Raw genomic sequence first — 12,235 nt, 5'->3', positions numbered from 1 at the left:
CGGGCGTTTGCCCCGCGGCGGCCTGCTTCGTAAAGCGGCGTGGCACTATCCTAGGACCTTCCATATGCGCTCTGCCGCCCTTTACCTTGCCGCGCTCCTTCTTGCCGCTCCTGCCGCGGCTCAGTCGATCGACGGAGCGACACAGAAGCGCATCGATCGCGTCCTCAAGCGCACGCCGCTGATCGACGGACACAACGACCTGCCATGGGAACTGCGCGAGAACCACGAAAGCAGCGTTGCAAACCTGGCCGTGGATCGGGGTAGCGGCGACAAGCCGCTGATGACCGACATTCCCCGGCTCCGCCAAGGCCGCGTCGGCGGGCAGTTCTGGTCGGTCTACATCCCAGGCACGATCACCGGCGACGCGGCGCTACGGGCCACGCTGGAGCAGATCGACACGGCGCGCCGGCTGATTGCGGCCTACCCAAATGACCTCGAGCTCGCGGCATCGGCCGACGACCTCCTCCGCATCCATCGCGCGGGCCGCGTCGGCTCCGTGCTCGGCATGGAGGGCGGCCGGCACATCGCGGGCTCGCTGCCGGCGCTTCGCCGCTTCCACGACCTCGGTGTCCGCTACATGACGCTGACCCACAACCAGACCACCGAATGGGCCGACAGCGCCACCGACGAGCCGCGCCATGGCGGCATCAGCCCGTTCGGCGAGCAGGTAGTGGCCGAGATGAACCGTCTCGGCATGCTGGTGGACCTCAGCCACGTCTCACCCGCGGCGATGATCGACTCGCTGCGGGTAAGCCGGGCCCCCGTCATCTTTTCGCATTCGAATGCCGCTGCCCTGAACCCGCATCCGCGCAACGTTCCGGACGAGGTGCTCCGTCTGCTGCCCGCCAACGGCAGTGTGGTGATGGTCAACTTCTACCCCGTCTTCCTCTCGCCGGAGGTCTGGCAATGGAACACGCGCCGCGTGGCGGAGGAGGCCCGGCTCAAGGCCACTACGCCGTTCAGCCAGGCGGCGGTGGACGCCGGCCTCAAATCCTGGGAAGCCGCTAACCCGCGGCCGCCGGTGCCGCTCGCCAAGGTCGCCGATCACCTCGAGCATATCGCCAGGGTCGCGGGCCATGACCATGTCGGCCTCGGCGGCGACTTCGATGGCGTGCCGTTCACCGCCGTGGGCCTCGAGGACGTGGGCGACTACCCGGCCCTGTTCGCCGAGCTGATCCGCCGCGGCTGGTCGGACGCGAACCTCGCCAAGCTTGCCGGCGGCAACATTCTGGGCGCGCTGCGCCGGGCCGAAGCGGTCGCGCGTGAGATGCGCGACGTGCCGCCCTCGCTCGCCACGCTTGAGCAGTCCGCCCCAGCCCAATAAGGTTTCTCCATGATCAACAAGTCTCGCTTCGTCCTCGCCGCCGCCACCGTCCTGCTGGCCGCTCCGCTCGCCGCCGCCGACGCGCCCAAGCCGGCCGCCGTCACTGTGGACGCGGTTCCCCCGGTGCCGCAGGAGCTCGCCGTCGCTACCCGGCCCTACATGGAGTTCCGCACCGCAGGCTTCGCCGGCTGGAACCCGCGCGACCGTTCGATGCTGGTATCCACCCGCTTCGCCAACACGGCGCAGCTGCACACGGTCGCCGGACCCATGATGATGCGGCGGCAGATCAGCTTCGAGGCCGAGCCGGTCGGCGGCCGCTGGTCGCCCGCGGGCGACGTGCTCGCGGTGTCCAAGGACAATGGCGGGGACGAGTTCTACCAGATCTACACGCTGGCGAACGGCCGCCTGAACCTGCTCACCGACGGCAAGAGCCGCAACGAGATGGGTCCGTGGAGCAAGGACGGGCGGTTGCTCGCCTATTCATCCACCCGCCGCAACGGCGCGGACAGCGACCTTTACGTCATCGATCCCCGCAATCCGGCATCGAACCGCATGGTTGCGCAGGTCAAGGGCGGCGGCTGGGGCATCGCCGACTTCGCGCCCGGTGCGGCGCGCGCGATCGTGCTCAACTACCAGTCCATCACCAACGTCGATCCGTACCTGCTCGACGTCGCGCGAGGCACCATGACGCCGGTCGGCAACCATGCCGCGGACGTGGCGATCGGCGGCTCCGAGTTCGCGCCGGACGGGACACTGTGGGTGACCTCCGACGAGGGCGCGGACGTGCAGCGGCTGGGCACCCTCGACCCGGCCAGCGGCCGCTTCACGCCGGTCGCCAACGCCGGTCGCTGGGACATCGACAGCTTCGACATCTCGGACGACGGCCGCACGGTCGCCTACGTCACCAACGAAGCCGGGATCAGCCGGCTGTACTTGATGGACGTGGCGTCACGCCGCCCCCGCCAGGTGTCCGGCCTTCCGGTCGGCGTGATCGGGGCGCTGGAGTTCGCGCCCTGGGGCACGGTTGGCCTCACCCTGTCCTCCGCGCGCAGTCCGGCGGACGCCTACGCGGTCGACCCGCGGACGCTTCGGGCCACCCGCTGGACCGAAAGCGAGACCGGCGGCCTCGATCCGAGCGTCAATGTCGAGGCCGAGCTGGTGGAGGTGAAGAGCTTCGATGGCGAGCCCGTCAGCGGCTTCCTCTACCGCCCCGATCCGCGCCGCTTCCCGGGCAAGCGGCCGGTCCTGGTCAACATCCATGGTGGACCTGAAGGCCAGACCCGGCCGGGCTTCCAGGGCCGCAGCAACTACCTGCTGAACGAGCTGGGGATCTCGGTCTTCTACCCCAACGTCCGCGGCTCCACGGGCTACGGCAAGCGTTTCGTCAGCCTCGACAACGGCCCATTCAAGCGCGAGGACTCGGTCAAGGACGTGGGCGCCTTCCTCGACCGCCTCCGCGCTGACCCGCGGATCGACAGCGCGCGCATGGGCGTCACCGGCGGCAGCTACGGCGGCTACATGTGCTACGCGTCCGCCATCCGCTACGCCGATGCGTTCAAAGGCGCGCTGTGCGTGGTCGCCATCTCCAACTTCAACACCTTTCTGGAGAACACGCAGAGCTACCGCCGCGACCTGCGCCGGGTCGAATATGGCGACGAGCGCGTGCCCGCCCAGCGCGCCAAGCTGGAGGAGATCTCGCCGCTCCGCCGCATCCGCGAGATCAAGGCGCCGATGTTCATCGTCCAGGGCGCCAACGACCCGCGGGTGCCCAAGTCGGAGGCCGACCAGATTGTCAAGGCGCTTCGGGCCCGCGGCACGCCGACCTGGTATCTCGTTGGCGAGAACGAAGGTCACGGCTTCAACAAGAAGGAGAACCAGGATTATCAGTTCTGGGCCTCGCTCCTGTTCTGGCAGGAGCATCTGCTGGGCGGCTCGCAGGCCGCGCGGCCCAAGGTAGCGGGGCGCTGAACGTGGGTGAGCCCGCGCTCAAGGCGGCGATGATCCCGGTCACGTCGCTGCAGCAGAACTGCAGCCTCATCTGGTGCACCGCGACCATGAAGGCCGCGTTCGTCGATCCCGGCGGCGACCTGCCCAAGCTCCGCGCGGCAGTCGCGCAAACGGGCGTGACGGTCGAGAAGATCCTGCTGACCCACGGCCACATCGACCATTGCGGCCAGGCCGGGATCTTCGCGGAGGAACTCGGCGTGCCGATCGAGGGACCGCACGAGGAGGACCGCTGGCTGATCGCCACGCTGGCCGAGGACGGCGCTCGCTATGGCATCGAGGGCCGTTCGTTCGAACCCTCGCGCTGGCTCGACGGCGGCGATACGTTGACTGTCGGGGAGCTGAGCTTCGCGGTTCACCACTGCCCCGGCCACACGCCTGGCCACGTCGTCTTCCACCACGCGGCTTCCAAGCTGGCGATCGTCGGCGACGTGCTGTTCGCGGGCTCGATCGGCCGGACCGACTTCCCGCGAAGCGACCACCAGGCGCTACTCGACAGCGTGGTTCGCGAGCTCTGGCCGATGGGCAACGACACCGCCTTCATCCCCGGCCACGGCCCCGCCTCGACCTTCGCGCGGGAGCGTGCCTCCAACCCCTTCGTCAGCGACCGCGTGCTGGCCGCGGCCTAACGGCTTGCGCGTCCGGAGCTTTCCGCTATAGGCCCCATCGTTCGCGACGATCCTTCGCCGCCGCGGGGCAACCCGTTCGAGCCGAGGCGAGGTTCGTCGCATTTTGTTTGAGCCAACACGAGAACAGGTGCCGCAATGGCCGTCCCCAAGAGAAAAACGTCGCCGTCCAAGCGCAATATGCGCCGCAGCCACCACGCGCTGAGCCCGGCGAGCTTCCAGGAGTGCCCGAACTGCGGCGAGCTCAAGAAGCCGCACAATCTGTGCACCGCCTGCGGCCATTATAACGGCCGCGAGATCGTCTCGACCGAGGCCTGAGCGGCCACCCCCCAGTGAATCGCAGTCCGGACAGCAGCGGTCTAAACGGCACGCCGCGGATTGCGATCGATGCAATGGGGGGCGACAACGGCCCGGCAGCGATGCTGGGTGGGGTCGTCCGTGCGCTCCGTTCGGATCCTTCGCTTCGCTTCCTGCTGATCGGGGATGAGGCGCAGGTACGGCCAGAGCTGGAGAGGTTAAGCTTTCCCGCGGGCTCGGTCGAAGTGGTTCACGCGCCCGACGCGATCGGCAGCGCGGAAAAGCCCAGCCAGGCGCTCCGCCGCGCCAAGACCACGTCGATGGGAATGGCCATTCGTGCGGTGAAGAAGGGCCAGGCCGATGCGGCCCTGTCGGCTGGCAATACCGGCGCCATGATGGCCATCGCCAAGCTGGCACTTCGCACCATGCCGGGCATCGACCGCCCGGCGCTCGCGGCGTTGCTGCCGACGCTTGGCGAGCACGACGTCATCATGCTCGATCTCGGCGCGAACACCGAATGCGACGTGCAGAATCTGGTTCAGTTCGCCGTCATGGGCGCCGCCTATGCTCGAACGGTGAACGGACTGAAGAAGCCGCGCGTGAAGCTGCTCAACATCGGCACCGAGGAGCTCAAGGGTACCGACGAGCTCAAGGAAGCCGCCGCCCTGCTGCGCGAAGCGAGCTACCTGCCGATGCAGTTCGACGGCTTCACCGAAGGCGATCAGCTGTCCCGTGGCAAGATGGACGTGGTGGTGACCGACGGCTTTTCGGGCAACATCGCCCTCAAGACCGCGGAGGGCACCGCCCGGTTCGTGACCGACCTCCTGCGCCGTGCCTTCACTTCCTCGCTCCGCTCCAAAGCCGGATTCGCGCTTAGCCGTCCGGCGCTGCACATGCTCAAGGTCCACCTCGACCCCAACAACCATAACGGCGCGGTCTTCCTCGGCCTCAATGGCCTGGTCGTGAAGAGCCATGGCGGCGCAAACGCCAAGGGTGTGTGCAACGCGATCGGGGTTGCTGCCCGCATGGTCCGCAACGACATCACGCGGCGGATCGGCGAGGACCTCGATAATTTCCGTGCCCACGCTTTCGCCGAAGCCGCGCAATGACGATTGAGGTCGCGCGGCGGGCGGTGATCGGCGGCGTCGGCTCCGCCTTGCCAAAGCGGCGCGTCGACAATGCGGAACTCGCGGCGCAGGTCGATACCACCGATGAGTGGATCGTCGAACGGACCGGCATCCGGACGCGTTACATTGCGGGGGATGGCGAGACCACCGCGACCCTGGCCACCGAGGCCAGCCGCAAAGCGTTGGAGCAAGCTGGGCTGGAGCCGGGCGAGATCGACCTCATCGTGCTTGCAACCGCCACCCCCGATCAGACCTTTCCCTCCTCCGCGACGCGGGTCCAGGCCATGCTCGGGGTTGGCGACTGCATCGCGTTTGACGTGCATGCGGTCTGCACCGGCTTTCTTTACGCGCTGTCAGTTGCGGACGCGATGCTGCGCGCGGGCAACGCCGACACCGCCCTGGTAATCGGCGCGGAGACGTTCAGCCGCATCCTCGATTGGGAGGACCGCACCACCTGCGTGCTGTTCGGCGACGGCGCGGGCGCGGTCGTCCTCAAGGCGGAGGAAGGCACCCGCGGGATCCTGGCGACCCGCCTCCACGCCGATGGCCGGCACAGCGACATGCTGTACGTCGATGGCGGTCCGTCGACCACGGGCACTGTCGGCAAGCTGCGCATGAAGGGCCGCGAGGTGTTCCGCCACGCGGTGGTCAACCTTGCCGACGTCCTGACCGAGGTGCTTGGCGTGGCCGGGCTGACCGCCGACGAGGTCGATTGGGTTGTCCCCCACCAGGCGAACGCCCGCATCATCGACGCGACCGCCCGCAAACTGGGCTTATCGTCCGACCGGGTGGTGCTGACGGTGGACCAGCACGCCAACACATCGGCCGCCTCAGTTCCGCTGGCCCTCGACGTGGCAGTCAAGGATGGCCGGATCAAACAGGGCGACCTGGTGGTCCTGGAAGCCATGGGTGGTGGCTTCACCTGGGGGGCGGCTGCCGTGCGCTTTTGATATTTCGTCGAAAATGTGCTCTTGGTCAGGTTGCTGACAAAGCCTGTTCTAGGTTAGTTTAGCAATTGGGCGCTGGGGGAGCGCCGACAGGGTGGGCGGAGAACAACAATGGCCGATGCCGGTGTTGCCCGGAATGGGCAGTTCAAGGAAGCGCTAAGCGGCACACTGACCCGGGCTGACCTCAGCGACGTGGTCCACCGTCGGCTTGGTTTGTCGCGAGCCGAGTCGGCGGGCATGGTGGAGCGGTTGCTGCACCATATGTGCGCTTCGCTGTCGGAAGGCGAGAACGTCAAGATCTCGGGCTTCGGCAGCTTTGTCCTGCGCGACAAGGGCGAGCGGGTCGGCCGCAATCCGAAGACCGGCGTCGAAGTGCCGATCGCGCCGCGCCGGGTCATGACCTTTCGGGCCAGCCAGACGATGCGCGACAAGGTCGCGCGCGGCTAAAGGCACGGGCGCGCGGTGGCCGGCAGCAAGGCGCCCGACGCCTTCCGGACCATCGGCGAACTCTCCGAAGAGCTGGGCGTCCCGCAGCATATCCTGCGCTATTGGGAGTCCAAGTTCCCGCTGAAGCCGCTGCAGCGCGCGGGCAACCGCCGCTACTACCGGCCGGCCGACGTGGAGCTTGCCCGGCGCATCCACCAGCTGCTTACCCATGAAGGTTACACGGTGCGCGGGGTGCAGAAGCTGCTTCGCGACGGGCAGGTGGATGTGTCCGACGGGCCGGCGATACCGTTGAACGGCAACGGGTCAGGAGTCTCCGCCGACGACCTCCGCCGGCTGCGGCAGCAGCTGGCCAGCCTGCTCGAGGACTGACCCAGCCCCCACCCGCGCGATGGCTTCGGCAAGCGTCACCCGGCGCACGGGCACTCCCACCGGAAAGGCAGTGAGCAGGCGCGAGGGACAGGCGGCGGACAGGATCACGAACTTGCCCCGGTCGCCCTGCCGTCGGATCAGTCGGCCGAACGCCTGCGCCAGCCGTGCCTTGACTACCCGGTCGTCGTAGGCCGACCCGCCCCCGGCCATCCGCCGCGCGCCGTGGAGCACGGTCGGCCTTGGCCAGGGCACCCGCTCCATCACTACCAGCCGGAGCGACTCGCCCGGCACGTCGACCCCGTCGCGCAGCGCGTCGGTGCCAAGCAGGCTGGAGCGCGGATCGTCGCGGAAGATGTCGACCAGCGTGCCCGTATCGATCGGATCGACATGCTGGGCGAGCAGCGGCAAGCCTTCGCGCGCCAGCCGGTCCGCAATCCGCGCATGCACCGCCTTCAGCCGCTGCACCGCGGTGAACAGCCCCAGCGTGCCGCCGCCCGCCGCCTCGATCAGTCGGGCATAGGCGCCGGCCAGCGCGGGCAGGTCGTTGCGGCCGATGTCGGTGACGATGAGCACCTCGGCCGAATTGGGATAGTCGAACGGGCTCGCCGCTTCGAACCGCTCCGCAGGCCGTGGCAGGTGCAGCGCGCCGGTCCGTGCCTCCGCCGCCGCCCAGTCCTCGCCGCCGCCGCGCAGCGTCGCCGAGGTCACCAGCACTCCGTGCGCCGGAGCCAGCACGGTCGCCGCGAGCGGCCGCGTGGGGTCGAGCCAGCGGCGCTGAATGCCGATGTCGAACTCACGGCCCTCGACCCGGTCCACGCTCAGCCAGTCGACGAACTCGGGATCGGCCGCACCGCCGATCCGGGCCAGCAGCTGGCACCAGGCTGCAAGCGCTCCGCCGCGCCAGGTCAGGCCGGCGATCGCACCTTCCACCCGCGCCCGGGCCGCGGCGTCGAGCCAGTCTGGCGCGTCTTCCAGCACCGCTTCCAGCCGCCGCCCGAGCGCCGCCAACGGCTTTTGCAGGGACTCCAGTGCCTCCAGCGCACCGGCCGCGGCCGCGACAAGCTCGCCATCTGGCTCCGCCAGTTCGGTCTCGAGACCATACCCCGCGTCCTGCGCCCGCGCCCTGGCGTAAACGGTCCCGCGCACCTGCGAGAGCAGCCGCTCCACCGATCCGAACGGCGCGCCTTCGGCGATGCGCCCGAGCCATCCATCGGACGGTAGCGCCCGTGCCGCCTCGACCGCCGACTCGAGCGCTTCGCCGCCCCCGTCGTCGTAGCTGGCCACGTCCATCAATCGCGCCGACAGGCCCCGGCGCCGCCCGCGCGAGCTCTTCTCCGGGCCCATGATCCAGCGCCGCAGCTCGATCGTCTCCTGCCCGGTCAGCGCCACCGCGAAGGTCGAGTCGGCGGCATCGAACAGATGATGCCCTTCGTCGAAGACGATGCGTTCGGGTGGCCGGCTCATCCGCGCCCGGGCGGCGTTGACCATCACCAGCGCGTGGTTGGCGATCACCAGGTCAGCCTCCCGGCTGGACCGCTCGGCCCGCTCGATGAAGCAGCGCCGGTAATGCGGGCAGCCGGCGTAGACGCATTCGCCGCGGCGGTCGGTCAGCGCGGTCGCCCCCGCGCGCCGGAACAGGCTCGGCAGCCAGCCCGGCAGGTCGCCACCGACCATGTCACCGTCCTTGGTGTAGGCCGCCCAGCGCCCAACCAGCTGGGCCAGCACCGCCGCCCGGCCCGAGAACGCGCCCTGTAGCGCATCTTCCAGGTTGAGCAGGCACAGGTAGTTCTCGCGGCCCTTGCGGACTACGATCCGCCGCTTGCGCTCATCGGGGTCGGCGTGGAGCCGCGCGCCCTCGGCATCGAGTTGCCGTTGCAGCGCCTTGGTGTAGGTCGACACCCACACCGGCCCGCCCGCCTTTTCCGCCCACAGCGACGCGGGGGCGAGATAGCCCAACGTCTTGCCGATTCCCGTCCCAGCTTCGGCCAGCAGCAGGTTGGGCGCATCCCGCGCGGCGCGGGGTGCGAACACGCCCGCCACTGCGCCGGCGAGCGCCCTTTGCCCTTCGCGCGTCTCCGCCCCCTGCCCCGTGAGCTTGGTCAGCCGCGTCTCTGCCTCGTCTGCCCCGATCCGCACCGTTCGCGGCGGCGGCCGCTCGGCGCCCTCTTCCCAGGTCGCCAGCCGCGAGAACAGCATCCGCTCGGCCTTGTCGGGCCGCCGCAGCCGCTGCCCGACCAGCCCCGCCCAGCCCCAGCCGAGCCGGTGCAGGGTGGCGTTGCTGGTCCATGCGCCCTCACGTTCGGGCCACTCACCGTCCGGCACGGCCAGCAAGCGCCCGGCGATCGCCTGCAGCGCCGCGGCGAACTCCGATTCCCCGGTCGGCACCGCCACGCCGACCGCCCGCGCCATCCCCGCCACCGTCGGCACCGCGAACCGCGCGGGGTGGATGAAGGCGAACAGCTCCAGCAGGTCCAGCCCGCTCACCTCACCATAGCCCAGCCGCTGCCCGACCAGCGGAGCGTTCAGGAGGATGTGCGGCGTTTCCGCGAGCTGCCCGATCGCCTGCCCGCGCCCGACCTCGCGCACACCGCCGTTCGCGCCGGCGATCCAGATGCCGGCGTGGCTTGCGTGCAGCGCGGGAAGGGGCAAAGGAGCGGCCACTTGCCTGATGTGGCGCGGTGAGAACGAAAGGGCAACAGTGAACGACCTGCGCGACGCGGCGATGACCTCCAAGGCCTGGCCGTTCGAGGAAGCGCGCAAGCTGCTGAAGCGCTGGCCCGAGGGGAAGCCCGATGGCGCGCCCACGGTGTTCGAGACCGGCTACGGTCCCTCCGGCCTGCCGCACATCGGCACCTTCACCGAGGTCCTGCGCACCACCTGGGTGATGCACGCCTACCGGACGCTCACCGGCGGAGCGCCGACCACGCTGATCGCTTTCAGCGACGACCTGGACGGGCTGCGCAAGGTGCCGGACAATGTTCCCAATGCCGAGCTGCTGCGGGAGCATCTCGGCCGGCCGCTGACGCAAGTTCCCGACCCATTCGGCGAACACGAAAGCTTCGCGCACCACAATAACGCCATGCTGCGCCGCTTCCTCGACCGGTTCGGCTTCGACTACGAGTTCCTGAGCTCGACCGAATGCTACAGGAGCGGCCGCTTCGACGAGACGCTGCGCGAGGTGCTGCGCCGCTACGACGACATCCTCGGCGTCATGCTCCCGACCTTACGTGAAGAGCGCCGCCAAACCTATTCGCCCGTGCTTCCGATCTCGCCGACCACCGGCCGGGTCCTGCAGGTGCCCGTGCGCGTGGTCGACGCCGAAGCGGGCACGGTCGCCTTCACCGACGAGGATGGGCAAGAGGTCACGCAGTCGGCCCTCGGCGGCCTGGCCAAGCTTCAATGGAAGGTGGACTGGGCGATGCGTTGGGTGGCGCTCGGCGTCGACTACGAGATGGCCGGCAAGGACCTGATCGACAGCACGATCCAGTCGGGCAAGATCGCCCGCGTCCTCGGCGGCCGCCCGCCCGAGGGCTTCAACTACGAAATGTTTCTCGACGAGCGCGGCGAGAAGATCAGCAAGTCCAAGGGCAACGGCCTCAGCCTGGAGCAATGGCTTACCTACGGCAGCGAGAAGAGCCTGGAGTTCTACCTCTACCGCGAGCCGAAGAAGGCCAAGAGCCTCCACCTCGGGCTGATCCCGCGCGCGATCGACGAATATTGGCAGTTCCGGGGCAAGTGGCCTGAGCAGCCGGTCGAGCAGCGCCTCGGCAACCCCGTGCACCACATCCACGACGGCGCGGTGCCCGAGCCCTACAGCTTGCCAGTCAGCTTCGGCCTGCTGCTCAACCTAACCAGCCTGCCGGGCGTGCAGGACAAGGACACCGCCTGGCGCTTCGTCCGCCGCTACAATCCCGCCTGCTCACCGGAAGCGAACCCGGAGCTGGACGAGCTCATCGGCCTGGCCGTGAACTATGCGCGTGACTTCGTCGTGCCCACCCTACAGCGGCGCGCGCCAGTCGGGCACGAGATCGACGCACTGCGCGAAGTCGACCGCTACCTGGCGCAGCTGCCGCCCGACACCCGTTCCGACGTGATCCAGACCGAAGTCTTCGAGATCGGCAAGCGCCATCCGTTCGACAGCCTGCGCCACTGGTTCCAAGCGTTGTACGAGATCCTGCTCGGAAGCAGCGATGGACCTCGCATGGGCAGCTTTATCGCGCTCTACGGCGTCGAGAACACGCGGCGGCTGATAGCCGCAGCCTTGGCCTGATCAGCGGGACCCACCGGCCGCTACCAGATAGCTCAGAAGACCAAACCCATCGCTGCTGGTGGGGCGTCCGTGACCCCGATAAAGTCGGTAACGGTCACCGCCGTATTGACGATCGTCTGGATGTGCGGCGTGGTCGTGTTGGCGTAGTATGCGCTGAAGGTGTAGGTCCCGTCGCCGTTCGCAATGACCACAATCTGCCCCCGACCGTCGCTCTGCAGGTCGGAGCGGTAGCTGTCCCCAGCGAACCACCAGCCCGTTTGTCCGTCCTTACCAGACAGGTTGGAATCGCTGCCAGAGATGTCGATCTTGTCACCCTCGGCCCGGTTGAAGTCGAGAATGACGTCGTTCCCGTCGATCGCTGACGTGTAGCTGAAGATGTCGGCGCCCGCGCCGCCTGTCAGAGTATCGGTGCCATAACTTCCGTGGAGCAGGTCGTTGCCGGCACCTCCGAACAAATGATCGTCGCCTTCCCGGCCATTCAGCTGGTCGTCGCCGGCGCCGCCGTCGAGGTGGTCGTTGCCGGCGTCGCCGGTCTCGACGTCGTTGCCGTCACTGCCGAAGAGGTGGTCGTCGTCGGCGCGGGAAGTCCGACCCGGCAGCAGTGCCGCTGGCGCCCCAAGCAGCAGCCACCTAGGCGTCGGCGGGCGGCATCCCGTCGCGCCGCTCCGCGGCGAGACGGAGCGTCAGGTGGGGCCGCTGGAGTGCACTTCAGCACGCAAAGCGGACTCCGGCACGCACGGCGGCGGCGGCGCCGGAAAAATCTTGAAGAAGATCCAGGCCTGGCTGTCGATCCGGCGGCAGGGTGTTCGTCGTAGCTGATGACG

Annotated in this window: 11 protein-coding genes; 9 read left to right on the top strand and 2 right to left on the bottom strand. The window is 68.7% G+C overall.

Annotated features, from left to right (window positions below; translation table 11 throughout):
• Positions 1-64: 64 nt before the first annotated feature.
• The 8 genes from QZX62_RS10030 to QZX62_RS09995 all read left to right on the top strand — a co-directional run bounded on the left by QZX62_RS10030 (position 65) and on the right by QZX62_RS09995 (position 7,141).
• Positions 65-1,324 carry a dipeptidase gene (locus tag QZX62_RS10030; RefSeq protein WP_294174142.1) on the top strand — a complete coding sequence of 420 codons (1,260 nt, stop codon included), beginning with the start codon at positions 65-67 and terminating at the stop codon, positions 1,322-1,324.
• 9 nt (positions 1,325-1,333) lie between these two features.
• Positions 1,334-3,292 carry a prolyl oligopeptidase family serine peptidase gene (locus QZX62_RS10025; protein WP_294174139.1) on the top strand — a complete coding sequence of 653 codons (1,959 nt, stop codon included), beginning with the start codon at positions 1,334-1,336 and terminating at the stop codon, positions 3,290-3,292.
• A gap of 2 nt (positions 3,293-3,294) precedes the next feature.
• Positions 3,295-3,957 carry an MBL fold metallo-hydrolase gene (locus QZX62_RS10020; protein ID WP_294174137.1) on the top strand — a complete coding sequence of 221 codons (663 nt, stop codon included), beginning with the start codon at positions 3,295-3,297 and terminating at the stop codon, positions 3,955-3,957.
• A gap of 135 nt (positions 3,958-4,092) precedes the next feature.
• Entirely contained in the window at positions 4,093-4,272 is a 180-nt protein-coding gene (rpmF, locus tag QZX62_RS10015; RefSeq protein WP_294174135.1) for a 50S ribosomal protein L32, read from the top strand.
• Positions 4,273-4,286: 14 nt separating this feature from the next.
• Positions 4,287-5,360 (top strand): phosphate acyltransferase PlsX, encoded by a 1,074-nt coding sequence (plsX, locus tag QZX62_RS10010; protein ID WP_294174133.1) that lies wholly within the window; start codon positions 4,287-4,289, stop codon positions 5,358-5,360.
• A complete protein-coding gene (locus tag QZX62_RS10005; protein ID WP_294174132.1) occupies positions 5,357-6,328 on the top strand; it encodes a beta-ketoacyl-ACP synthase III in 972 nt (323 codons plus the stop codon). The genes plsX and QZX62_RS10005 overlap by 4 nt, the downstream gene beginning before the upstream one ends.
• A 108-nt stretch (positions 6,329-6,436) precedes the next feature.
• A complete protein-coding gene (locus QZX62_RS10000; RefSeq protein ID WP_294174131.1) occupies positions 6,437-6,772 on the top strand; it encodes an integration host factor subunit alpha in 336 nt (111 codons plus the stop codon).
• Positions 6,773-6,787: 15 nt separating this feature from the next.
• Entirely contained in the window at positions 6,788-7,141 is a 354-nt protein-coding gene (locus QZX62_RS09995) for a MerR family transcriptional regulator (protein ID WP_294174130.1), read from the top strand.
• On the opposite strand, the gene QZX62_RS09990 is transcribed toward QZX62_RS09995, so the two are convergent.
• The gene (locus QZX62_RS09990) at positions 7,076-9,802 is read right to left on the bottom strand and encodes an ATP-dependent DNA helicase (protein WP_294174129.1); all 2,727 of its coding nucleotides are present in this window, start codon (positions 9,800-9,802) and stop codon (positions 7,076-7,078) included. The genes QZX62_RS09995 and QZX62_RS09990 overlap by 66 nt on opposite strands.
• A 7-nt stretch (positions 9,803-9,809) precedes the next feature.
• Here QZX62_RS09990 and QZX62_RS09985 point away from each other — a divergent pair, with 7 nt between their 5' ends.
• Entirely contained in the window at positions 9,810-11,411 is a 1,602-nt protein-coding gene (locus QZX62_RS09985) for a lysine--tRNA ligase (protein WP_294174127.1), read from the top strand.
• A gap of 32 nt (positions 11,412-11,443) precedes the next feature.
• On the opposite strand, the gene QZX62_RS09980 is transcribed toward QZX62_RS09985, so the two are convergent.
• Positions 11,444-12,010, bottom strand: a complete 567-nt coding sequence (locus QZX62_RS09980; protein WP_294174232.1) for a hypothetical protein — start codon at positions 12,008-12,010, stop codon at positions 11,444-11,446.
• Between the last annotated feature and the right edge of the window lie 225 nt (positions 12,011-12,235).

This window comes from uncultured Sphingomonas sp., assembly GCF_902806265.1.
In the GTDB taxonomy this organism is placed as follows: Bacteria; Pseudomonadota; Alphaproteobacteria; order Sphingomonadales; family Sphingomonadaceae; genus Sphingomicrobium.
This window is presented reverse-complemented; position numbering and strand designations above follow the sequence as displayed.

Coding starts and splice junctions, on each gene's coding strand:
- rpmF (WP_294174135.1), top strand. CDS start 4,093: ATGGCCGTCCCCAAGAGAAAAACGTCGCCGTCCAAGCGCAATATGCGC.
- QZX62_RS10000 (WP_294174131.1), top strand. CDS start 6,437: ATGGCCGATGCCGGTGTTGCCCGGAATGGGCAGTTCAAGGAAGCGCTA.
- QZX62_RS10025 (WP_294174139.1), top strand. CDS start 1,334: ATGATCAACAAGTCTCGCTTCGTCCTCGCCGCCGCCACCGTCCTGCTG.
- QZX62_RS09985 (WP_294174127.1), top strand. CDS start 9,810: ATGTGGCGCGGTGAGAACGAAAGGGCAACAGTGAACGACCTGCGCGAC.
- QZX62_RS10030 (WP_294174142.1), top strand. CDS start 65: ATGCGCTCTGCCGCCCTTTACCTTGCCGCGCTCCTTCTTGCCGCTCCT.
- QZX62_RS10005 (WP_294174132.1), top strand. CDS start 5,357: ATGACGATTGAGGTCGCGCGGCGGGCGGTGATCGGCGGCGTCGGCTCC.